The 21998-nt window shown below is 32.1% G+C and carries 21 protein-coding genes; 4 read left to right on the plus strand and 17 right to left on the minus strand.

Annotated elements, in window-relative coordinates; all coding sequences use genetic code 11:
- Position 1: 1 nt before the first annotated feature.
- The 7 genes from Q0921_RS00390 to Q0921_RS00420 all read right to left on the minus strand — a co-directional run bounded on the left by Q0921_RS00390 (position 2) and on the right by Q0921_RS00420 (position 8240).
- Positions 2 to 1969: a DUF3857 domain-containing protein gene (locus Q0921_RS00390; RefSeq protein WP_299251600.1), complete on the minus strand. Its 1968-nt coding sequence runs from the start codon at positions 1967 to 1969 to the stop codon at positions 2 to 4.
- Between the two features lie 49 nt (positions 1970 to 2018).
- Complete coding sequence (locus Q0921_RS00395; RefSeq protein ID WP_299254666.1) at positions 2019 to 3407, minus strand: exonuclease domain-containing protein; 1389 nt, start codon at positions 3405 to 3407, stop codon at positions 2019 to 2021.
- 63 nt (positions 3408 to 3470) lie between these two features.
- Positions 3471 to 4136, minus strand: a complete 666-nt coding sequence (locus Q0921_RS00400; RefSeq protein WP_299251603.1) for a YggS family pyridoxal phosphate-dependent enzyme — start codon at positions 4134 to 4136, stop codon at positions 3471 to 3473.
- A 239-nt stretch (positions 4137 to 4375) separates the two neighbouring features.
- On the minus strand, positions 4376 to 5614 hold the full coding sequence (locus Q0921_RS00405; RefSeq protein WP_299251605.1) for a DUF1015 domain-containing protein: 1239 nt from the start codon (positions 5612 to 5614) through the stop codon (positions 4376 to 4378).
- Positions 5614 to 6228 carry a M23 family metallopeptidase gene (locus Q0921_RS00410; RefSeq protein ID WP_299251608.1) on the minus strand — a complete coding sequence of 205 codons (615 nt, stop codon included), beginning with the start codon at positions 6226 to 6228 and terminating at the stop codon, positions 5614 to 5616. The genes Q0921_RS00405 and Q0921_RS00410 overlap by 1 nt, the downstream gene beginning before the upstream one ends.
- A 31-nt stretch (positions 6229 to 6259) precedes the next feature.
- Positions 6260 to 7147, minus strand: a complete 888-nt coding sequence (locus tag Q0921_RS00415) for a 3-hydroxyacyl-CoA dehydrogenase family protein (protein WP_299251611.1) — start codon at positions 7145 to 7147, stop codon at positions 6260 to 6262.
- Between the two features lie 124 nt (positions 7148 to 7271).
- Positions 7272 to 8240 carry a Gfo/Idh/MocA family oxidoreductase gene (locus tag Q0921_RS00420; protein ID WP_299251614.1) on the minus strand — a complete coding sequence of 323 codons (969 nt, stop codon included), beginning with the start codon at positions 8238 to 8240 and terminating at the stop codon, positions 7272 to 7274.
- Positions 8241 to 8384: 144 nt separating this feature from the next.
- Here Q0921_RS00420 and Q0921_RS00425 point away from each other — a divergent pair, with 144 nt between their 5' ends.
- Entirely contained in the window at positions 8385 to 9032 is a 648-nt protein-coding gene (locus Q0921_RS00425) for a protein-L-isoaspartate(D-aspartate) O-methyltransferase (RefSeq protein ID WP_299251617.1), read from the plus strand.
- A 233-nt stretch (positions 9033 to 9265) separates the two neighbouring features.
- Here Q0921_RS00425 and smpB read toward each other — a convergent pair whose 3' ends face one another.
- Together smpB and Q0921_RS00435 are read right to left on the minus strand one after the other, a co-directional pair.
- Positions 9266 to 9727, minus strand: a complete 462-nt coding sequence (gene smpB, locus Q0921_RS00430; protein WP_299251620.1) for an SsrA-binding protein SmpB — start codon at positions 9725 to 9727, stop codon at positions 9266 to 9268.
- Between the two features lie 92 nt (positions 9728 to 9819).
- Entirely contained in the window at positions 9820 to 10176 is a 357-nt protein-coding gene (locus tag Q0921_RS00435) for a DUF3887 domain-containing protein (RefSeq protein WP_299251624.1), read from the minus strand.
- A 230-nt stretch (positions 10177 to 10406) separates the two neighbouring features.
- Between Q0921_RS00435 and Q0921_RS00440 the strand changes: the two genes are divergently transcribed.
- Positions 10407 to 11159 (plus strand): DUF6503 family protein, encoded by a 753-nt coding sequence (locus tag Q0921_RS00440; protein ID WP_299251627.1) that lies wholly within the window; start codon positions 10407 to 10409, stop codon positions 11157 to 11159.
- On the opposite strand, the gene Q0921_RS00445 is transcribed toward Q0921_RS00440, so the two are convergent.
- Together Q0921_RS00445 and Q0921_RS00450 are read right to left on the minus strand one after the other, a co-directional pair.
- Positions 11156 to 11677 (minus strand): histidine phosphatase family protein, encoded by a 522-nt coding sequence (locus tag Q0921_RS00445; RefSeq protein WP_299251630.1) that lies wholly within the window; start codon positions 11675 to 11677, stop codon positions 11156 to 11158. The genes Q0921_RS00440 and Q0921_RS00445 overlap by 4 nt on opposite strands.
- 2 nt (positions 11678 to 11679) lie before the next feature.
- On the minus strand, positions 11680 to 12807 hold the full coding sequence (locus Q0921_RS00450; protein ID WP_299251633.1) for an esterase-like activity of phytase family protein: 1128 nt from the start codon (positions 12805 to 12807) through the stop codon (positions 11680 to 11682).
- A gap of 158 nt (positions 12808 to 12965) precedes the next feature.
- Between Q0921_RS00450 and Q0921_RS00455 the strand changes: the two genes are divergently transcribed.
- A complete protein-coding gene (locus Q0921_RS00455; RefSeq protein WP_299251636.1) occupies positions 12966 to 13247 on the plus strand; it encodes a hypothetical protein in 282 nt (93 codons plus the stop codon).
- A gap of 93 nt (positions 13248 to 13340) precedes the next feature.
- Here the strand turns inward: Q0921_RS00455 and Q0921_RS00460 are convergent, their stop codons facing one another.
- The 4 genes from Q0921_RS00460 to Q0921_RS00475 form a co-directional block, all read right to left on the minus strand.
- Entirely contained in the window at positions 13341 to 14624 is a 1284-nt protein-coding gene (locus tag Q0921_RS00460; RefSeq protein WP_299251638.1) for a cellulase family glycosylhydrolase, read from the minus strand.
- Positions 14625 to 14868: 244 nt separating this feature from the next.
- Positions 14869 to 14994, minus strand: a complete 126-nt coding sequence (locus tag Q0921_RS00465) for a hypothetical protein (protein ID WP_255424795.1) — start codon at positions 14992 to 14994, stop codon at positions 14869 to 14871.
- Positions 14995 to 15049: 55 nt separating this feature from the next.
- A complete protein-coding gene (locus Q0921_RS00470; RefSeq protein WP_299251640.1) occupies positions 15050 to 15535 on the minus strand; it encodes a thioesterase family protein in 486 nt (161 codons plus the stop codon).
- Positions 15536 to 15588: 53 nt separating this feature from the next.
- Positions 15589 to 16185, minus strand: coding sequence for a TetR/AcrR family transcriptional regulator (locus Q0921_RS00475; protein ID WP_299251642.1), 597 nt, complete (start codon positions 16183 to 16185; stop codon positions 15589 to 15591).
- A 175-nt stretch (positions 16186 to 16360) separates the two neighbouring features.
- On the opposite strand from Q0921_RS00475, the gene Q0921_RS00480 reads away from it, so the two are divergent.
- On the plus strand, positions 16361 to 18328 hold the full coding sequence (locus Q0921_RS00480; protein WP_299251644.1) for an endonuclease: 1968 nt from the start codon (positions 16361 to 16363) through the stop codon (positions 18326 to 18328).
- A 7-nt stretch (positions 18329 to 18335) separates the two neighbouring features.
- On the opposite strand, the gene Q0921_RS00485 is transcribed toward Q0921_RS00480, so the two are convergent.
- Positions 18336 to 18986 (minus strand): hypothetical protein, encoded by a 651-nt coding sequence (locus Q0921_RS00485; RefSeq protein ID WP_299251647.1) that lies wholly within the window; start codon positions 18984 to 18986, stop codon positions 18336 to 18338.
- A gap of 213 nt (positions 18987 to 19199) precedes the next feature.
- Entirely contained in the window at positions 19200 to 21800 is a 2601-nt protein-coding gene (clpB, locus tag Q0921_RS00490; RefSeq protein WP_299251650.1) for an ATP-dependent chaperone ClpB, read from the minus strand.
- Between the last annotated feature and the right edge of the window lie 198 nt (positions 21801 to 21998).

Here is a 21998-nt window from a genome sequence, read left to right on the forward strand (position 1 = left end):
GCTAGTCTTTTTTTATCGTGATTACTGTGTTGTTTTCTAAATCGACTATTAAATTGAAGAATTCTTTTAAAGAATTATAGTATTCTACAGGATAATAAGACGATAAAAATTTAATAGTATGAAAAACCTGAAGTTGGTAGCCCTGTACTTGAAAGTTTAAACTTAGTTTTCCTGATTTCCCAGGAAGTGTATAATTTTGATTTTTAGGAATATCTAGAAACTGATAGTTATCAGGAATTTCAATTAAAACAATATAAGAATAAGAGTCTTTGTATCCGAAGTCCACAGGATAGGTTCTTTCGTTTAGTTTAAAAGGGTTTTCTTCGAAAAACGGTTTTGTAAACGGTTTTAAGTAAATGATATCTTCAATCTTTTCTGTTGATTTCGTGAAACTAATTTCTTCTATAAATGGTTTTTCTGCATTATTTTGATTTTGTACACCTGCTCCCGATGTAACAAGATGTTCATCTGGACTTAGGATTCTGTCTAAAAATTTTTCTTCTGATACTTTATCAAATGCCTTTCTTTTAGAATTTGCATGATATCCATTATACATATATTTTGCTACACCCTCAAGTATCAACTCATCAGTTAAAGTAAATTTTTCTCTGTAATAATAGGATGAATGATTTTTGGGTTTTACATCAATCCAAGAACTTCCATTTTTGAAATCTAAAAGTCTAGCATATTGATTTAAACATCTAAAAGGAATTTGACCAAACGCTAAGGTTTTTTCTGTAGCATCTAGCAAATAAGTTTCTTTATCGATAGCTAATTGAATAATTAGATAATTAAAATCGGTAAGTACAGGATGAATTTTAGTGGCGTATCCATTATTTCTAGTTGATAATAAAACAGGTTTTACAGCAAACCCTTGTTCCTTATATATGTTATGCAGAAGAATATTCATTTCTGCTACATTTCCGACTTTAGACTTTATTATTTCTTTTATTTCTACATCTCTGAAAATATGATATTTTTCGTTCCAGGTATAATTATCGGTAACGTGTTTATAAATTGCTTTTGCTTTGTCTAAGCTAATAGGCATTGTTTTTATTGTCTCAGGAAGTATGTTTTTAGTGGCATTTACTTTTTTAAGTTGTATTCCTATTGTTTTTTCAGTTCTAAGCTCTTTGTCTACGTTTTTCCAAGTTTCAGTATATTTCTTATTAACTCCATCAAAACCTTTATACTCTTTAAGTTCATATTCTACACGAGAAAAGTAGTTTTTTTTGGCGGTCATGAACTTTTCTTTTTTAAAGGCGGGAATGTCTTTCATAATATATTGATTATGAGAACAATCTGCTGAAGCGCTATTGCTTAGTTCTATACATTCTTTTTTTATGGAACTTTCTTCTACATCAAGCTTTAGTGAACCAACTAATCTAATGTTGTAGACATAATTTCCCGGAAGATCTGCAATACATTCACTATACATTTTGGGAATGTCATCCTGAAATTCCCATCCTTTAAAATTAAATATAAAGGGAGATTCTGTTTGATATGAATACGTAATAACTGAACCAGGCTTTACATTAGGGAAAGTGAATTTTACTAATGTATAATGCTCATCATATTTTTCTTTATATATATTGTCTTCTCCAAGTTTCGTTTTTATGATTTTACCATTTTCCAGGTTGTGAGTATATGCTATAAGATTTCTGAAAATTTCTTTTCTATTCTTGTTTCGGTATAAAAGCACTTCAATTGTGCTCTTCTCAAACCCTTCTTTATTTAGAATTTTAATTTTTCCACTATAATCTGTTAGTAGGTTATAGTTCCCTCCATTTTCTATTCTACTAAACCCTTTTTCATATATATAAAAGGCATTAGCTGTGGTGTCTTTTTCGTAGCGAGTTCCTTTTAAATCAGTTTGACTTACGACCAAGCTTTTGTAGTTATAGTTTTCCTGAGAGATGCTAGAAAAGTAAAGTAAAAGAAAAAAAACAGAAAAAAAGGACCGATGCATTAAATGTATTTTTAGTATATAATGTTTAGTAGCTTTTAAAGTAGGAATGTTACTCCTTTAAATCGATTTTATTTTTGTCTAATGTGACTAATTTTAGCTTTTTGTGCTGTCGTACATAACTTTGAATAATGTGTTGCGCATTGGGATTGTGACCCATAGGAGTGATAATAGATCTTAATATATCAATATTATTAATCTGATGGTTAAGATTAAAATATCCGATTCCTTTAAACTCACCATCTTCTATTAGTATCACACTTTGTTCATCGATATCACGGCCACGATCAATCACCATCATGTCTTTATTATCAAAGGAATGATCAGAAATAAATTCTTGCACACGTTTATTGTAATCCTCAATAGATTCATTTTGAATACAGGCGCCATTACACTGTTTAATAGTGTGATTAAAACAATTTTCTTTTCCTTTATCTAAGCCCATTAACTTTAGACATAGATTATATTCTTCAGTCCATCGATACATAAAAGATTTAGCCTGCTGTCTATTCGTAAATGTTGTGATACTAGATTTAAGTTTATCAACTTTGTCAACTTGTAGATTCATATAACCATTGTCATCAATAAATTGATATAATGCCTGATCAAATTTTGTTCTTTTAAGCGATCGATTATATTTAGGTCTATTAAGTTTTATCTCTTCATTCTCTTTTAGCAGCGCTAATAATTCACTACCAGTAATTTCGTAAGTTACGTTTGCTACTTCTTCCTGAATATTTTTTGATTTTCTATTATCATTAGTGAAGTGTTGGGTAACTCGTTTTTTAATGTTTTTACTTTTTCCAATATATATTATGGTGCCATCTTCTCGATGCATATAATAGACTCCTGTTGTTGATGGAACATTCTCGATAAGTTTAAGTAGTTTATCATCTACTTTTTTCTTAATATCTAATCGAACCGTTTCTTTAAGGATATTTTTTTCTACATCCTTAGATAATAATAATTTAAAAAGTTTGACGGTAGCTTGTGCATCCCCAGTAGCTCTATGTCTATCCGAAATAGCAATTCCTAAACTACGAACTAATTTCCCGAGACTATATGATTTTTGATCAGGAATTAGTTTTTGAGAAAGTTCTACGGTACAGAGTGACTGACGTTCAAAATCAAAGCCAAGTCTATTAAATTCAGTTCTTAATATTCTATAATCGAAAGATGCATTATGTGCCACGATAATACAATCTGTAGTGATTTCTACAATTCTTTTAGCTACTTCGTAAAATTTAGGAGCATTACGAAGCATTTTATTGTTTATTCCTGTTAAGTTAACAACAAAGGGTTGTATAGGCTTTTCCGGATTAACCAAACTAATGAATTGATCAACTACTTTATGACCGTCAAATTTGTAGATCGCAATTTCCGTTATTCCTTCTTCATTATATTTTCCTCCTGTAGTTTCTATATCTAAAATTGCGTACATCATTCTTTTCTGGTGGGGTAGCCTTTATGTATTAGTTTATTTCTCGACCTAAAGTAACATTTTTTAATGACTATAATTTCTTTCACCAAAAATAGAACTTCCTATACGTACCATAGTGCTACCAGATTCTATTGCAAATTGGTAGTCTCCGCTCATTCCAATTGATAGTGTTTTTAACGTAGGATGATCAGTTTTAAGTATTTCAAACAGTGACTTTATGTTGTTAAATTCGTTTTTAATTTGCTCTTTATTATCAGTAAAGGTAGCCATTCCCATTAACCCTGTAATGTTAATATTGGTAAGTGATTTAACCTCTTGGGAATTTAATAAATCAATGACTTCTTCATTATTGAGACCAAATTTGCTTTCTTCCTGAGCTATTTTGATCTGTAATAGGCAATTGATTGTTCTATCGTTTTTGATAGCTTGTTTATTGACTTCTTTTAGAAGCTTAAAACTGTCAATAGCATGGATAGTATCTACATATGGCGCCATGAATTTAACTTTGTTTGTCTGCACATGACCTATCATATGCCAAGAAATATCCTTAGGCATTTCTTCCCATTTTTGGGTCATTTCCTGAATCTTATTTTCTCCAAAAATTCTTTGTCCGGCTTGATAAGCTTCTAATAAATCCGAAACAGGTTTAGTTTTGGATACAGCTACAAGAGTTACCTCTTTAGGAACTGTTTTGAGTATGTGTTTTAGGTTTTCCTCTATAGAATTCATAAGGTGCAAAGATACCGAAATTTACAAAAACTGAATTGTAATATTCTTCTATATTAAGGGAATCGTATTTAAAAAAATCAACGAGACAATTAGCTCCCTAAAATAACTTATTCTTATAAATTGGAACTTCAAAAGGGTAGTGAGAATGTATTATAGTGTATGCTAGAATCTAAAATAATATCAGAAATTTTTTAATTCGATTCTTCAGGGTTAAAACTTATATCGTTTCCGCTTTAATTTCAGAATTCATAAATGGTGATACCACTTCTCAATTTTGGTTCAATATATGTACTTTTAGGTGGCATTTTCAATCCTTGGTCTGCTATCTTTTTTATTTGCTCTACAGCCGCGGGAAATAATCCAAAACCAACCTGAAAATCTTCTTGATCGATCCTGCTTTTTACGTATACAATGTCATTTTTACCATGAGAATACTCGATGCGATTGTCGGTTCTGAGATCTTTTATTCCCAAAATAGGGTCTAATACTGTTTTAAATAAAATCTGAGCATCTAATTCTTCTAATGCATCCGTAAATTCATAGATTGTTTTTCTAAGGTATAAAGAGTAAAATTCACCATCAAGATACATACTAAAATGATGTGGTTGTGAGGGTTTGTATACTTCGATCCCTCGATTTTCTATTCTAAACCATTCATCTAATTGGATTAAGAACTCTTCTTTTGATAAACCATTTAGATCTTTAATTAGCCTATTAAATTCATATATCCTAAGGTCTGATTCAGGGATCAGATAACTCATAAAAAAGTTGTACGGTTCTGTTCCTTTATGTTCTGAGTTATTTGATGCTAGATCCTTCGACAATAAATAAGACGAGGCAGATCTATGATGCCCATCTGCAATATAGATAGTTTTCATTGCATCAAAAGCTGATTGTATTTGTTCAATACTTTTTTTATCATCCACTTTCCATAGATAATGTGTATCACGATAGGTGGTCGTAAATTCATACTCCGCTCTTTCCTGAATAACTTTTTCAATTATTTGAGCAATTACGTCATTATCTGGATAAGTAAGAAGTACGGGTTCTGCATTGAATCCTACAGTTTTTAGATATTGTTTGAAAGTGGTCTCTCGATCTGCTAAAGTGTCTTCATGCTTTTTGATGATATCGTTTTCATAGTCCTCCGCACTTGCCGCTGCAATAATACCAGAGAAGGATTCTTTTTCACGATTCACGATTTTATATATATAGAAACAAGGAGTTTCATCTTGCATAAAAATCTCATCTTCTTTAAACTCCAGATATCGATTACGAACCAATTTATAACGATCTTCTCCCGAAATTTCTTTATGATACTTATACCCCGGATTGACAATATGTAAAAAAGAATAGGGGTTATAATCCATTCTAGAATCTCTTTCTACAGGAGTATAACTTTGGTAAGAACGTGAAGCAATTAAACTTACTTTATCTCTTGTAGGACGAACTGCTCTGAATGGATTTATTTTTGCCATTAATTCTCATTTATAAATTTAGTAGGATCTAAATATCCTTTTGTGTTTTTGGAATATCCGCCACCAATATCCATAAAGATATCATCTCTAAGTTCCAGATGCAAATGCGCGAGATATTGTCCGTTAGCAGTTCCTATAGTTCCTATAGAAATTCCTTTTTTGACAAGGTCTCCTTCCTTTACTTTTATAGTCCGACAATGTGCATATACAGATTCATAATAGTTACCTTCATATTTATGAATGACACGTATCACATTCCCCCAACCGCCACCAATATTTTCTGCAAAAGACACATAACCATTAGCAATTGAATAAATAGTATCTCCAAGATCAGAGTTGCCACCGCTAACTCCATTCCAGTCATCACCTAAGTGATTGTTTTCTTTGAATTTTTGAGCATTGTAATATCCTTTGGCATTTGGTTTACCTACAGGAAAGCCAAAATCCGTTACAATAAACTCTTTGTATTTATTAAAGAGAGAATCATATTTTGTGTACTTATCCTGAGTTTCTATTGATTCCTGTAGATAATTAGTTTTGTTATTTGGCACAAGTTGTTTTCTGCTTGAAAAAGAAGTCAAAAAAATAATTATGATACCCCAAAGTATTTTCATAAATAAACTACTTTTCTAACAATGAACCATTCTACACAAACTGTTTCGCCACTTTTTCTGCTTTTCTGCTTTCTGAGTAGTCATAAAAACCTTCACCACTTTTTACGCCAAGCTTTCCAGCCATTACCATATTGACTAATAATGGGCAAGGTGCGTACTTAGGATTTTTGAAACCATCATACATTACATTCAGTATCGAAAGACATACGTCTAATCCAATAAAATCTGCTAATTGTAATGGTCCCATAGGATGAGCCATACCCAATTTCATTACAGTATCAATCTCAGAAACTCCAGCAACTCCATTGTATAAAGTTTCAATAGATTCATTGATCATTGGCATTAGGATTCTGTTAGCTACAAATCCAGGATAGTCATTTACTTCCACAGGAACTTTTCCTAAAGTTTTAGACATTTCCATGATCGTATTAGTAACTTCATCAGAGGTGTTGTATCCTCTAATGATTTCTACTAATTTCATAATTGGAACGGGGTTCATAAAATGCATACCAATCACCATATCTGGTCTTTTGGTAACCGCAGCAATCTGAGTAATGGAAATAGAAGATGTATTAGTGGCAAGAATTGTATCTTCTGGACAAGCTTCACTTAAGTCCTTAAATATTTTTAGTTTTAAATCAATGTTTTCAGTAGCTGCTTCTACGACAAGACCTGCATATTCAACACCTTCTTTGATGTTAGTATAAGTTGAGATATTTCCAAGAGTTGTTTCTTTATCAGACTCAGAAATTTTCTCTTTGGCAATCATCCTGTCAAGGTTCTTGGTAATGGTTGCTAATCCTTTGTCCAGAGATTGCTGAGAGATATCAATTAGTTGAACTTTAAATCCTTTTTGTGCAAAAGTATGGGCAATACCATTTCCCATAGTTCCTGCTCCGATTACTGCTACGTTTTTCATGTGTGTATGTGTGTTTTTTTTGAAAAATTATTGTGAAAATGTGACATTCAGCGGAATCTAAATGAATTAGACATATAGTGTGGGTTTCCCCCCGATTCCGCTCGAGAAGACGATCACTATTTAATTATGCTTTACGAAAACAGGCTATAATCTGTAATGCTACTTCTAATGCTTTTTTACCTTGTGACAGGGATACGATAGGAGTAGTGTTATTATTAATAGCATCCGCAAAGGTGTCTAATTCATCTAATATTGCATTATTAGATGGAACTTCAGGGTTATCAAAATAGATCTGTTTTTTTACACCTTCTGCATTTTGCAAAATCATATCAAAATCACCTGGTTGTTCTGGAGCATCTTTCATCTTTACGACCTCACATTTTTTCTCAAAGAAATCTATAGAGATATAAGCGTCTTTTTGAAAAAACCGTGCTTTTCGCATATTTTTTAATGAAATACGACTAGCGGTAAGATTTGCGACACATCCATTTTCGAATTCAATTCTAGCATTTGCAATGTCCGGTGTTTCACTAATTACAGAAACCCCACTGGCACTAATATGTTTTACATCAGAATGTACAACACTAAGAATTGCATCTATATCATGAATCATTAGATCTAATACCACAGGAACATCGGTTCCACGAGGATTAAATTCTGCAAGTCTATGTGCTTCGATAAACATTGGATTATCGATTTTATTCGCAACCGCAGTATATGCAGGGTTAAAACGTTCTACATGACCAACCTGACCTTTTACGTTATTAGCATTGGCCAATTCTATAAGCATTTCTGCTTCTTCAACCGTATTGGTGATTGGTTTTTCTATAAAAACGTGTTTTCCAGCTTGTATAGCTTGTTTTGCAACTTCGAAATGTGCGAAAGTAGGTGTTACAATGTCTACAACATCTACCGCATTAATTAACTCTTCAACAGAATTAAATAATTGATAGCCAAACTCTTCTGCAATAACTTTTGCTTGTTTATCACTGGCATCATAGAAACCAATGAGTTCGTATTTTTCGGATTGTTCCAGGAGACGTAGGTGAATTTTTCCAAGGTGTCCTGCGCCAAGTACTCCGGCTTTGAGCATAATTCAAGATTTTACACAAAAATAGTATTATTTATAAATTCTAAATCTTAATTCTATCTAAAATGTAAAATAATCAGTTTAATGCTAAAATTGTTCTTTATTCTTTAAAATCTTTATGTAATTTTAGCCTGTTAATCTACCCTAATGAATTCTAAAGATACTTTAAAACACGCCGGAAAAAGAAAACAGTTAGTCAATGTATTAGTTGATAAGGGGATTAAGGACAGTTCTGTTCTTACTGCTATCAATAAAATTCCGAGACACTTATTTATGGATTCTGGTTTCGGTGATCACGCATATCAGGATAAAGCTTTTCCTATTGGTGCCGATCAAACCATTTCACAGCCTTATACGGTTGCTTTTCAGTCAGAGTTATTAGAAGTAGAGCGCGGCGATAGCGTATTAGAAATAGGAACGGGTTCTGGTTACCAAACAGCTGTTTTATGTGAATTAGGCTGTAAGGTGTATAGTATAGAAAGACAACAGGAACTTTTTAAAAAAACAAAATTGTTTTTACCTAAATTAGGATACCGCCCTAAACATTTATCTTTCGGAGATGGTTATAAAGGGTTACCTGAGTATGCACCATACAAGGGTATTATTGTCACCGCAGGAGCTCCATATGTTCCAAAACCATTACTTGCTCAATTAGAAATAGGAGGTAGATTAGTGATTCCTGTCGGTAATGATCCGCAAGTAATGACTTTGTTTATTCGCAAAAGTGAAACTAAATTCGAAAAACACGAGTTCGGAGAATTTCGTTTTGTGCCTTTATTGGAAGACAAAAATTAGATAGGTTTATGATTAGAAAATTAGAGCTTTATTTATTTCCTGTTATTTTTTATTAGGAATAGCAATATATTTTTCGCATTAGCTTACGGGACAGAACTAATTGTTTTGCCACTGTTTAGACCGTATTGAAGCAGTCAAAAGATTAGATCAAGATCCGGAAAATCCCAAGTTGAAAAAAGAAGAGCCGAAAGCGTATAAGAAAATAATGCTAGAATAATCTCGATTAAATGAATCTATTTATAATCCTTTTTAATTCGATCTAGCGTACGTTTGTTATCTCTGTCTTTTATTGCTTCCCTTTTGTCATATAGTTTCTTTCCTCTGGCAAGGGCGATATCTAATTTGGCTAAACCACGATCATTTACAAACAATCGAGTTGGTATAATTGTGAGTCCAGAATTTTTAACTTCTTTTTCGAGTTTCTTTAGTTCTTGTTTGTTCAGTAATAGTTTTCGCTCACTTTTAGGATTATGATTAAAATAGGTGGCATGAGAATACTCTTCAATATTCATGTTAATCACAAAGAGTTCCCCATTATTATGAAACTCACAAAAACTTTCTGCAATACCTGCTTTTCCTTCTCTAATGGCTTTTATCTCGGTTCCCGCGAGTTGAATTCCTGCCGTATATTTGTCCAGAAATTCGTATTCGAATTTGGCTTTTCTATTAAGTATGTTGATCCTATTCTGACTCATAATTTGTGTATGCAAAAAGTTTGCAGAGAGTACAAAAATACAAAAAGCTTTCCCTAAAGAAAGCTTTGTAATAAGTATTGTTATAAAACTTTTTAAGGTTCCTGAAATTGTATAGTAGCAATTTTACCATCAGTATTTAATTTTAGCTCCATTACCAAACTAATATTGTCAAAAGTAGCAGTATAGCTATTAATTCCTTCTGCCGATTCTATAAAAGTCAATGTTTTTAAGTTTCCGAATTGTGAATGACATCCTTTGATAAAGCGAGAAACACCTTCTTTTGTCATTTCTTCTTGCATTTCAGTAGCATATAAATCAAAAACGGCATCAATGTTTTGGGTATTAAAGTTTTCCTGAAAAGCTTTTGTAGTTTTTTCGTAGACAGCAGCGTCTTGTGCTAACAATGATTGTGCAGCTATGCAGACTAAAAATAGTAGTATGTTTTTCATAATATGAATAAGATTTAGGGATTGCAAAATAATTATCTTTTTCAGATTTCAAAAAAAAATAAACTTAAAATTAATGAATCTTATGAAAGTTTTTGCCTAAATAAGTGTCTTAAGTATGCAGATAACCTTGAAAAACCTAGGTTGGCGAGTATGATATTTTAGTTTAACAAAACTATTACAACTATTCACAGAGTAACAACTATTTTAGTTCACAAGTTAATAATGAGTTTATGAGAAAGTTTTTATTTTTAGTAGTACTATTATTTTTAGCATCTTTTACAACTGTTACTGTTCAGTTTACAGCCGAACAGATTATTAAGAAGACTATTGAAAATGCTGGAGGATCAAAATTCGATAAAGCTAGTATTCGTTTTATATTTAGAGGAAAAGAATATAGAAGTGTAAGGAGTAATGGAGATTATCAATTAGAAAGATTCACATCAGGTACTGATGGTATAATTCATGATATTTTAAATAATAGTGGTTTATCCAGATCTATTGAAAGCTGTAGCGTAAAAGTTTTAGATTCTATGGTAACCAAAATTAGTGACGGTGTAAATTCGGTTCATTATTTTGCGAATTTGCCTTATGGATTGAATGCACCAGCTGTGCGTAAAGAATTAATAGGTGAATCTAAAATTAAAAATATATCGTATTATAAAATTAAGGTAACGTTCGATCAAGAAGGAGGTGGAACAGATTTTGAAGATGAGTTTATGTATTGGATTCATAAGGAAGATTTTACGATTGATTATCTAGCATATAAATACGCTGTGGATGGAGGCGGTGTTCGCTTTAGAGAAGCTTATAATCCAAGAGTAATTAATGGCATTCGTTTTGTAGACTATAAGAATTATAAAACCGATAATCTTTCTACATCTTTATTTAAGTTAGATGTAATGTTCGAAAATGAAGAATTAAAACTACTATCCAAAATAGAACTAGAAGACATCCATGTTTATGTTGAGGAGGATTGTTGTTAATTAATATTAAGAACAGTATCCGTAATTATATCTCCTACGATTTTGATAATAAACAGTTTGCTGTAGTTTTTTTCGTCAATATCATTATATTTTTTTTGACCGATTATCTTATTTACAAATGCCGGTGTGGAGTTACTATGTCCAACTATTAAAGAGGTTTTTCCGGTTGTTTCTTTTTGAAATTCTTGATCGAATAATTTTCGGGGATCATAAAAAGATATCTCAATATTTCTATCTTTTGCTATAGGTGCAGCAGTTTGAAGAGTTCTTGTATAATTTGTGCTATATACTTGATCTATTTTTATATCGGCAAGTATTTTTACTAGATTTTCTGAACGTTCTTTACCTTGTTCAGTTAAGTTAGGATTTCTGTTGCTTTTATCGCTAAGATCTTTTTCTGAATGTCTAACTAAAATATAAGTAGTAGTATTTTTATTCTCTACTGCTTCCTGAGCGCAACTTGAAAATGAAACCAGAAGTAATAATAAAAAAGTAGTTGAGATATATTTAATTTTCATGATTATGGATTTTTAATGAGTTCGAGTAATATTAATTGATTGATTTGTTCCGAAATGGGATTAAAATTGTTGTCAGAAATCAAAAGTAATGATTGATTTCCATTGGCCAATATAGGACCAAAAGTGATTCCCTCAATATTATCAACAATATGATTCGTGAGTTGACTTCTAATAGATTCAAAATCAAAAAGTAATTGTTTGGTAGCTGATTGATACTCTTTACTTTTTAAAGATTCAAAATCTACCGTATTTGTTACATCTTGCGTATTAGTTAAATAAATTCTCACAGTATTTCCTTGCGTTCCATAACCTGCAGCATATCCACGTTCCACAATTAGGAATTGATTTTCTGTAAGTTGTTGTAGTGCTGTTATACCATTTACGCCAAATTTTTCTTTGGGATCTTTTGCAAGTTTATCAAGGGGATAGGTAAATTGAAAATCAGCTTGATTCGTATTTATATTAAAATGTGTAATTCTTACGGGAGCTCCGGAATTATCAACCGTTGGCTCCTGTCCATCTAGTTCTAAAGGCAGTTCCATAGCAGCCCAGTAACCATTGTTTCTTATGTCCTTTACTAATCCTTCGAATACTCCATTATGCCTTGGTTTGTTTACCGAATTGCTATCCGTTAAGAAATAGGAGGGAAGTTGAAATTTAGTTTCATAATTTCCAGTAGCATCTGTAATAAAAATAGCAGGATTATAGTTATGTTTTATAGATCCTTCACTTGTAAATATGAATTTGTTTATCCCAAAAGTTCTTATAGCTTCTAGATCAGCTATGTTTTTATTTAAAAACTGATGATGTTGATCTTTAATTTTTATAAGCTGATCAACCGTTACTGCACTGAATTTGTCATTTTCTAAAGAAATTGATGTTTTGTAAAATCTTGGATTTTTAGCATCATCACATACAACATAATATGCATCCTGTTCTTTATGATATTCAATACCGGAAAGCCCTCCAATTTTTGAGCCTTCGAAAATGGAATCATTATAGATTATATATTCATCTAGGTAATTTATTTGGATGGTACTTTTTTTAGGAAGATTTATAGTGCTTCCACAAGAAACCATAAAATCGCATAAAAAGGAAAATAATATAATACGTACTATTGTTGAGGACATAGTTAAATTATCAAAGTCTCTAAAAGTAATATTTTATCAGTAAACAAATGAGCTACTTTTAATATTTCAATATGGATAGAGTCAAAAATTATAGTTTTTGAGATATCTGAAAGGAAATTATAATATCAAATTTGCATTATAATTTAAAAGCAATAATGATGAAAAGAACAATTTTTACCTTACTATTTTCTGCAGGAGCTTTATTTGTTTCTTGCGATGGAGATGATGTCGAAGATGCAGCTTGCGATATAGCAGAAGATGCACTTCAATTGTCGGTTGAAGCTGCCATAGAAGCTTATGAGGCGGATGAAAATGAAACTACGTGTCAAGCAATAAAAGATACAGTAGAAGAGTATAGAGATCTGGAATGTACCAGTGCACTAGCCTATGCTGATGAGTTATTATTACTACCGTTAGATTGTGCGGATGCTGGAAATTAGGTTCTAAGTCCTATTTTCTATAGGTTAAAGATAATAAGTAAAAGCCCTTCAAATATATTTGAAGGGCTTTTATGTTATACAATTTTTATGAATCTATAATTTTACAAATTTTGTAGTAGTTGATGTATTGTTAGAACTTACTTTTAAAATATAATTACCTGATTGTAAGCCTCCAATATTGACCTGTGGATTGTTCTGATTTATGTTTTTATGAAAAACGGATCTCCCGTTCATATCAAAAACAGTAAGATTATCAATTACGATAGTAGAATTTACTGAAAGAATGTCTTTTACTGGATTTTGAACTAATGAAAGTTTTACATTATCAATGGTAAAATCATCTATACCCAATGCTTCTGCACGATTGATTAAATGGTTTCTTATAAAAATACCCGATGCTGTAAGATTTCCGTTTGTAAGTCCTTGTAGCCCCATACCTGGACTCACAACACATGAATCTTCATTTTTGTGAGCAACTGTCCAGTTTACATAGCTAATATGATTATCAATCATGAAGTTTAACCATGTTTCTGATTCTTGTTGATTATATCCACCATCACCACTTGCATCTGTAGTTCCCCATTCAGTAACAAATAATGCGATTCCACTATTCATAGCAGCTAATGCGCGATCTCGTAAAAACTGTTTATGAGTATTTGCATAGAAATGTAAGGTATATGCAAGATTTGGATCACCAATTATTGGGTCCGCAGCTGCTTTATCAACATCTTGTGACCAAGTCGGACTTCCTACTATAATTAGATTATCCGAATCTTTAGATCGTATACCAGCAATTACATCAGTGGCATAACTTTTAACATCATTCCAAGATTGGTTTATGGGTTCATTATATATTTCATAAATAACATTATCCTTATCACCATATAGTTCTGCCATTTCAGTAAAGAATGCTACAGCTTCATCTTTGTGTACCTCTGCTGCATGTGTATGCCAATCTATAATTACATAAACACCTTTAGCAATAGCAGCATCGATAACTGTTCTAATTTTTGCTTTTTGAACTGCAGTATTATCAATATAGCCAGTTCCTCCATCCCAAGTTTCTTTGACTCCGAGTGCCGCTCTGATTATATGGTTATTCCAGTCATCTGCTAAATGATTTACGGTTTGCGAGTTATAAAAATCACCTCCATCTCCTGCGTTGCTCCAAAAAAGACTCATTCCAGCAAGGCTTATTTTTTCTCCATTCTCTGCTGTCACATGACTTCCGTTGACTTGTAGTCTTCCGTATCTTTCTACTACTGTTTGGGAGTAAATTGCCTGACTAGTTACTAGGGTAAGTAAAAGAATAGCTATTAATTTTAAATTCTGTTTTTCAAAAAAGTTTTTTTCTAAAAGAATAAATTTAGGTTTCATTGTTAAGTTTTTAGAGTTGAATTAATCAAATATATTGGGTAATCAGATTTTTGGTTAACGAGTTCTTTTTATTTTTAGTATGGAGATTATTAATTATTTGCTGAAATATTTAAAAAAGAATTTTCTTTAAACAACTATATAAAGAAACAAATAAAGATAACAAACAACAATAGCCTCAATACATTATTAAAAAAATGTATTGAGGTTCAGTTATTTTAATGGAATTTGTAAATGTTTTAGTATGTTATCCTAATACACCCAATTGCCAGGCAACTATGGTCATAGAAAGGATAGCAATGATAAAAAATCCAATAAAAAAATATGAGCTTCTCTTCTTTTGAGAGGAGCCAAGATCTCCAGAAGACTTCATACTGGTTAGGTTTTGTTGATTGATGTATTTATAAGACTCTGCAGAAAGGTAAATGTTACACCTTTTGTGGTTTTAATTGTAAAATTCTTTCGTTAAACGTATTTGCCTCTAAAGGATTTAATACAGAATTAAACAATTCCATCAGTTCTGGAGTATGATTCCAACGTTTTTGTTTAAGTAAATTAAAATGCACAAAAGAACTCCACATTACTGCTTTTAACTCTGTTTTATCGTGATTCCACATGCGTATCTCTACGTGTAGTTCGTTTTCTGTGTAGGAGAAAAGTTGAGAATCAATAATGATATCTTCCATCAAGAATGCTGGTCGTAAGTAAGCAATTTGATTAGTGCCAACAACCCAACTTATGCCTTGTGTTTGTGCCATTTTAAAAAGGTCTAGATTGTAATAATCAATTATTTGATCTTCTCTGGCATTAATCATATAATTAATATATTCTGCATTGTTGAGATGATTAAAAGGATCACAATGTTGGAATCTGATTTTGGCTTTGCTTTCTAGAGTTTTCGGTAATGTTGTCATAAGTATTATGTTATTTTTATACCAATCGGTATATTTTGGTTTAAAAAAATGTTTTAAAGCTTTAATTCGTTTATAATAATGATATCTATTTGATCCATCGTTTGCAGAAGATAACTAGTATCTTCCATGGTATGTGTCATAAAAATTGCACCAACAATCATCGTGTATAATCTTTTTGAATAGAGAATAGAATCAATTTCATATTGTATTTCACCGTTTTTTTTTCCAGTATCTATAAGTAGTGCCAGGTTATTCTGTATTTTATTTATGGTATACTGTACATATTTAAAAAGGGCAATGTTTTGGTGTTTAGCATCTACTCCCATATTGAGTACAGGACAACCTCCAAGTTCTTCAGTATAATCATAATAATTACGATAAAAATCGGTAACCAGAAATAATTTTTCGATTGAAGAATTACTAAGAGTTTGATGTTCTGTAATACGTCTTAACATGTTTTTTACAGTCATCGTAAAAGCCGCAATGGCTAATTCTTCTTTGTTTTTAAAATTTCCATAAACAGCACCCTTTGTCAATCCAGTAGCTTTGGTTATATCACTTAAGCTGGTAGCAGCATATCCATTTTTATTAAAAATAGGTGCAACTGTAGTGATAATAAATTCAGCAGTTTGTTCGGCTTTCGTATGCATTTATTTAAACTTAATAAGTCAAATATAATTAAAATATACCATTCGGTATATTTCATGAGTTAAATTTTAACATTACTAAGTGAGAATATGTACTTTTTATTAGTCCAGATTTTAATTTTAAGATAACTTCATAAACTACATATTATAACTATCTTGTGATGCTAATTTTATTGTTTTGAAAAATATCTACCTTTTAGTTTTTACTATATTATTTTCTCACTTTTCTTTTGGCCAGGTTGTAATTAATGAATTAGATTCTGATACACCTAGTACGGATACACAAGAGTTCATAGAATTAAAATCAGATATTCCTAATTTCCTCTTAGATGGGTTAGTTTTGGTATTGTTTAATGGTTCTGATAGTGGAGGTGATTCCAGTTACTTCGCACTCGATCTTGACGGTTATACTACGGATACTAATGGAATTTTTTTAATCGGCGGCCCTGAGGTTTCGCCAGTACCAGATTTTTTATTATTCGAAAACACGATACAGAATGGAGCTGATGCAGTAGCAATTTATTTGGGCAATGATGTTGATTTTCCAGAGGGAACAATAGCAACGACTACTAACTTATTAGATGCATTAATGCATGATACTGATGATGCGGATGATACAGGTCTTATGTCTTTATTAGGGTTAATGGAGCAAATCAATGAAGATGAAAATAATAATAAAACTACAGAATCCATTCAACGAAAGGAAGATCGTACGTATGAGGTGAAAACTCCCACGCCAGGAGCTCTTAATGATGGAAGCGGTGTTCAGTTCAATGGAATTTTGATTACTACTACATTAGACGAATATAATGAAGGAGACAGTATTGATATTGTTTTTACCACAGATATGAATGTGACAAGTGACCTTACTTTTGATGTTACAATTACTAATGAAAGCTTCGTAACCTCAGATTATTCTGGTAGTACATCTGTAACTATTCCAACAGGAATGAATACTGTTACTAATACGATTCAGGTTGTTGATGATTCGGATGATGAGGGTGATGAGGTGATGAAAATTACTTTTGGATCAATTCCATCTGGATTTATACGTCTTAATGATAACAAGGAGTTAAGAATTGTAGACAACGATTTCACTGTAGCTTCATGGGGAACACCTTTAAAGCCAACCTTTGGTAATGTACTTAGTACAGCACCGGTAGATTATTACATTCCTTTAGAGGGATTGGCGGATGCTACTTTGGCAAAAGCTATTCAGGATATAGTAGCTGATCCTGCTAAAGTAAGAACACATTCGTATGCAGATATTGTAGAGATTTTAAGTAGGGCAGATCAAAGTCCAGAAAATAGTAATCAGGTTTGGTTGCTATATACTGAACAACAGCGCCCTAAATTAGACTTTGCGGGATTCACTGATATAAATGAAACTTGGAATAGAGAACATACTTATCCTAGATCCAGAGGAGAGTTTGGAGATTTCAGAGAGTTTGATGATATAGCAGATGGTATTTCTGGTTTTATTACAACAAATGTGGATTCATTACGTCACGCTAATTCCGATGCACATGGTTTAAGAGCTTCAGATTCTAATGAGAATAGCTCCAGAGGAAATCAGCATTATGGAGAATATAATGGTCCTTCAGGGAGCCAAGGTAGTTGGAAAGGAGATGTAGCTCGTGGTGTTTTCTTTCTTGTAACAAGGTATCAAGCGCTGCAAGTTGTAAATGGTTTCCCAGAAGATACAGATAGTGCTATATCTGAACTTGGAGATTTAGCGACGCTTTTAGATTGGCACAGAAATGACCCTCCAGATGATTTCGAAATGAATCGAAATAATATTATTTATAATTGGCAATTTAATCGTAATCCGTTTATTGATCAACCAGACCTTGTAGAATACATTTGGGGTAATAATGTAGGGCAACCATGGTCTAATACATTATCTGTGGATGATAATGAGAGACTAGAGTTTTCTGTTTACCCAAACCCTGCGAGTGATTATATTACTTTGTTAGCAAAAGGAAAGCGAGGAGATGTGGAAGTTTTTGATGCCTTAGGAAATGGGGTAATTACTCAATCCTTTAATGAGATAACAAGGATAAGTCTTAATTTATCTGCAGGATTATATTTAATGCGAATATCTCACGATGATACTTCTGTTATGAAAACAATCATTATTAAGTAAAATATTATTAGTTCTTACCAAGATTACTGTATATCACATTATCTGATATGATTCTTGCTATGCTTCTGGGAAGTATACAGGAATCGTCAATAGTTATATTTTGATATCCCAAAAGAACATTATATTTTTCTATAATTCTATTCGCTTGATTACAATCAGTAATCTGGTTTTTTACATAGTTAGTTTTTGGATTTTTAACTCGGTTGCTTCTGGTTTCAAAATCTTTAAATTGACATTTTATAGGTTCGAAATCATGGAAATAGAATCGTTCTTCTAAAGTTAATGTTACGTTTACTTTTTGAATTCTTTTCTTCTTATTTTTTTCATAATCTTGATATTTTACTTTATGTGTAGAGAATTCAAAGAATAACTGATCATCCCAAATGTAATATTCATCTTTGTAAGACACATATCCTTGGGTATATTGATGAATTATATGCTTTAGTTCGCGGCTGTTATAATAAAATGTTAGCGTACCCTTTTCAAGAGATTCTTCGCAGGTATAATCCGAATAATATTGTCGAAGTGTATTGTTGTCTACAAGCTCTCGGATAAGTAAATATTTACTTTTAATATCGGCCAAAATTTCCCTATTTTCTTGTGCAAGGGAAATCACCGATGTAAGTATACAAAGAGATAATATTAAAGTTGGTTTCATTGAGTAGCAATTTACTTAAAACTTTATCTCTTGTAAGAATTACTTATCAACCACGTAAGAATAAATCTGTTGATAACTACGGTAAAACCGTAAAAAATATGATTCTAGGAAAGATTATTGAATGTTAATTTTTTATTAATAAATGTAAAAAAGGGTTCGTTTTCAGTAGAAAACCACCCTTTTTCTTTAAGATTTAATTAACGTTTTTGTCAATTAGAGGACTAGATCGGCTTGATTTCTGAATACTAAGTTACTATCAAACTCATCTAACAAAATGATACTTTCTGTAGATATCTTACCAGCAAGAATCTCTTTTGACAGAGAATTTAATACCTCTTTTTGAATAGTACGTTTTACCGGTCTTGCGCCAAATTCAGGTTGAAAACCTTTTTCCGCTAGAAAATTAATAGCTTCATCAGTGGCATCAAGCGTTATGTTTTGTTGTGCTAACATATGAGAAACATTTTTCAATTGTAGCTTTACAATTTCATTAATATTTGATTTTGTTAACGGCGTAAACATAATGATATCATCAATTCGGTTCAAAAATTCTGGTCGAACAGATTGTTTTAATAATCCCAACACTTCAATTTTTGCGCTTTCCATAGCAGTATCTATATCTTTTACTGCTTCGAATTTTTCTTGAATAATATGAGCACCCATATTACTCGTCATAATAATGATCGTATTTCTGAAATCTGCAGTTCTTCCTTTATTATCAGTTAATCGACCTTCATCTAATATTTGTAATAAGATATTAAATGTATCAGGGTGTGCTTTTTCAATTTCATCTAACAATACTACAGAGTATGGTTTTCTTCTTACCGCTTCTGTTAGTTGGCCACCTTCATCATATCCGACATATCCCGGAGGAGCACCGATTAATCTGCTCACTGCGTGACGTTCTTGATATTCACTCATATCAATTCTAGTCATTGAACTCTCATCATCAAAAAGATATTCTGCTAGTGCTTTTGCTAATTCAGTTTTACCAACGCCGGTTGTTCCCAGAAAAAGAAAAGATCCAATTGGTTTTTTCTGATCCTGTAATCCCGCACGACTTCTTCTAACCGCGTCACTTACGGCTTGTATTGCTTCTGTTTGTCCTACAACACGCTTTTGTAGTTCTTTTTCTAAAACCAAAAGTTTTTCGCGATCACTTTGTAACATTTTAGTTAGGGGAATGCCTGTCCATTTAGCAACAACTTCAGCAATATCTTCATTAGTAACTTCTTCTTTAATTAATGAAGACTTACTTTGTTTTTGGCTCAGTTGTTCTTGTAATACCTCTAATTTCTCTTGGGCATCTTTAATTTTTCCGTAACGTAATTCGGCTACTTTTCCGTAATCACCGTTTCTCTCGGCACGTTCCGCATCTAGTTTATATTCTTCAATATCCGTTTTAGAACTCTGGATAGCGTCTACAACTTCTTTCTCACTTTGCCATTTAGAAAATATTTCCTTTCGTTCTTCTTTAAAATTTGCAAGATCTGCATTTAATGATTTCAATTTAGAGGCATCATTTTCACGTTTGATGGCTTCAATTTCGATTTCTAATTGCATCACTTTACGATCTAACACATCCAGTTCTTCAGGTTTAGAATTAATCTCCATTCTAAGTTTAGAAGCGGCTTCATCCATTAAATCAATAGCTTTGTCTGGCAAAAACCTATTTGTGATATATCGTTGGGAAAGTGTCACTGCAGCAATAATAGCTTCATCTTTGATTCTTACTTTATGATGTGCTTCATATTTCTCTTTAATTCCTCTAAGGATAGAAATGGCACTTTCTGTATCTGGTTCATTTACGATTACTTTCTGAAACCTTCTTTCTAATGCTTTATCTTTTTCAAAGTATTTCTGATACTCATCCAGAGTAGTTGCCCCAATTGCTCGTAATTCTCCGCGTGCCAATGCAGGTTTTAGTATGTTCGCAGCATCCATAGCACCTTGACCACCACCTGCTCCGACTAATGTGTGGATTTCGTCTATAAATAAAATGATATTTCCATCACTAGAAGTTACTTCTTTTACGACTGCCTTCAATCGCTCTTCGAATTCACCTTTAAACTTTGCACCAGCAATTAAGGAACCCATATCTAAAGAATAGATCTGTTTGTCTTTTAAATTATCTGGAATATCTCCTGCAATGATACGGTGAGCTAATCCTTCTGCAATGGCAGTTTTACCAGTACCTGGCTCCCCAACTAGCATAGGGTTATTTTTGGTACGACGCGATAATATTTGTAAAATTCTACGAATCTCTTCGTCACGACCAATTACCGGATCCAGTTTGCCATTTTCTGCAAGTTCATTAAGATTTTTGGCATATTTACTTAGAGATTGATAAGTTTCTTCTGCACTTTGAGAAGTTACTCTTTCTCCTTTGCGTATTTCATTAATAACCTCTTTAAGATGTTTTTCAGTAACTCCTTGATCTTTTAGGATTTGACCAATTTTACTTTTAGATTTAAAAATAGCGATTACAAGATGTTCAATGGATACATATTCGTCATCCATTTTTTTTGCAATAATGCTCGCTTCATTTAATGCTTTTCCAGCTTCACGAGATAATTGAATGTCTCCACCGCTTACTTTAGGAAAACTTTCTAAAGTACTATCAAGTACTTGTTGTAAGATGTTAATATTTACATTAAGCTTTTTTAATAGAAAAGGAAGCACATTCTCATCTACATTAAATATAGCTTTAAAAATATGTTCATTTTCTATTTGCTGGTGACCATACTCTTGAGTTAGCTGCTGGGCTTGCTGGATGGTCTCCTGCGATTTTATAGTGAAATTATTAAAGTTCATATTTCATTTTATTTTGTATTCGTAGACTATATAACAAATAGTATTCCTATACTATATTAATGTCAAAATGTCGTACAAAGGCTTGTTTTAGCTGACTTTTTGACTTATTGTAAAGTTACAGATTCTATTGCGACTAAATCTGATATATATCAGTTAATAAAAATCATTTAGTTAAGTTTGCAGTGATTTTAAGAAGAA

The sequence above is a fragment of the uncultured Aquimarina sp. genome, assembly GCF_947496855.1.
Lineage (GTDB): Bacteria > Bacteroidota > Bacteroidia > Flavobacteriales > Flavobacteriaceae > Aquimarina.

Coding starts and splice junctions, on each gene's coding strand:
- Q0921_RS00390 (WP_299251600.1), bottom strand. CDS start 1,969: ATGCATCGGTCCTTTTTTTCTGTTTTTTTTCTTTTACTTTACTTTTCT.
- Q0921_RS00395 (WP_299254666.1), bottom strand. CDS start 3,407: ATGTACGCAATTTTAGATATAGAAACTACAGGAGGAAAATATAATGAA.
- Q0921_RS00400 (WP_299251603.1), bottom strand. CDS start 4,136: ATGAATTCTATAGAGGAAAACCTAAAACACATACTCAAAACAGTTCCT.
- Q0921_RS00405 (WP_299251605.1), bottom strand. CDS start 5,614: ATGGCAAAAATAAATCCATTCAGAGCAGTTCGTCCTACAAGAGATAAA.
- Q0921_RS00410 (WP_299251608.1), bottom strand. CDS start 6,228: ATGAAAATACTTTGGGGTATCATAATTATTTTTTTGACTTCTTTTTCA.
- Q0921_RS00415 (WP_299251611.1), bottom strand. CDS start 7,147: ATGAAAAACGTAGCAGTAATCGGAGCAGGAACTATGGGAAATGGTATT.
- Q0921_RS00420 (WP_299251614.1), bottom strand. CDS start 8,240: ATGCTCAAAGCCGGAGTACTTGGCGCAGGACACCTTGGAAAAATTCAC.
- Q0921_RS00425 (WP_299251617.1), top strand. CDS start 8,385: ATGAATTCTAAAGATACTTTAAAACACGCCGGAAAAAGAAAACAGTTA.
- smpB (WP_299251620.1), bottom strand. CDS start 9,727: ATGAGTCAGAATAGGATCAACATACTTAATAGAAAAGCCAAATTCGAA.
- Q0921_RS00435 (WP_299251624.1), bottom strand. CDS start 10,176: ATGAAAAACATACTACTATTTTTAGTCTGCATAGCTGCACAATCATTG.
- Q0921_RS00440 (WP_299251627.1), top strand. CDS start 10,407: ATGAGAAAGTTTTTATTTTTAGTAGTACTATTATTTTTAGCATCTTTT.
- Q0921_RS00445 (WP_299251630.1), bottom strand. CDS start 11,677: ATGAAAATTAAATATATCTCAACTACTTTTTTATTATTACTTCTGGTT.
- Q0921_RS00450 (WP_299251633.1), bottom strand. CDS start 12,807: ATGTCCTCAACAATAGTACGTATTATATTATTTTCCTTTTTATGCGAT.
- Q0921_RS00455 (WP_299251636.1), top strand. CDS start 12,966: ATGAAAAGAACAATTTTTACCTTACTATTTTCTGCAGGAGCTTTATTT.
- Q0921_RS00460 (WP_299251638.1), bottom strand. CDS start 14,624: ATGAAACCTAAATTTATTCTTTTAGAAAAAAACTTTTTTGAAAAACAG.
- Q0921_RS00465 (WP_255424795.1), bottom strand. CDS start 14,994: ATGAAGTCTTCTGGAGATCTTGGCTCCTCTCAAAAGAAGAGAAGCTCA.
- Q0921_RS00470 (WP_299251640.1), bottom strand. CDS start 15,535: ATGACAACATTACCGAAAACTCTAGAAAGCAAAGCCAAAATCAGATTC.
- Q0921_RS00475 (WP_299251642.1), bottom strand. CDS start 16,185: ATGCATACGAAAGCCGAACAAACTGCTGAATTTATTATCACTACAGTT.
- Q0921_RS00485 (WP_299251647.1), bottom strand. CDS start 18,986: ATGAAACCAACTTTAATATTATCTCTTTGTATACTTACATCGGTGATT.
- clpB (WP_299251650.1), bottom strand. CDS start 21,800: ATGAACTTTAATAATTTCACTATAAAATCGCAGGAGACCATCCAGCAA.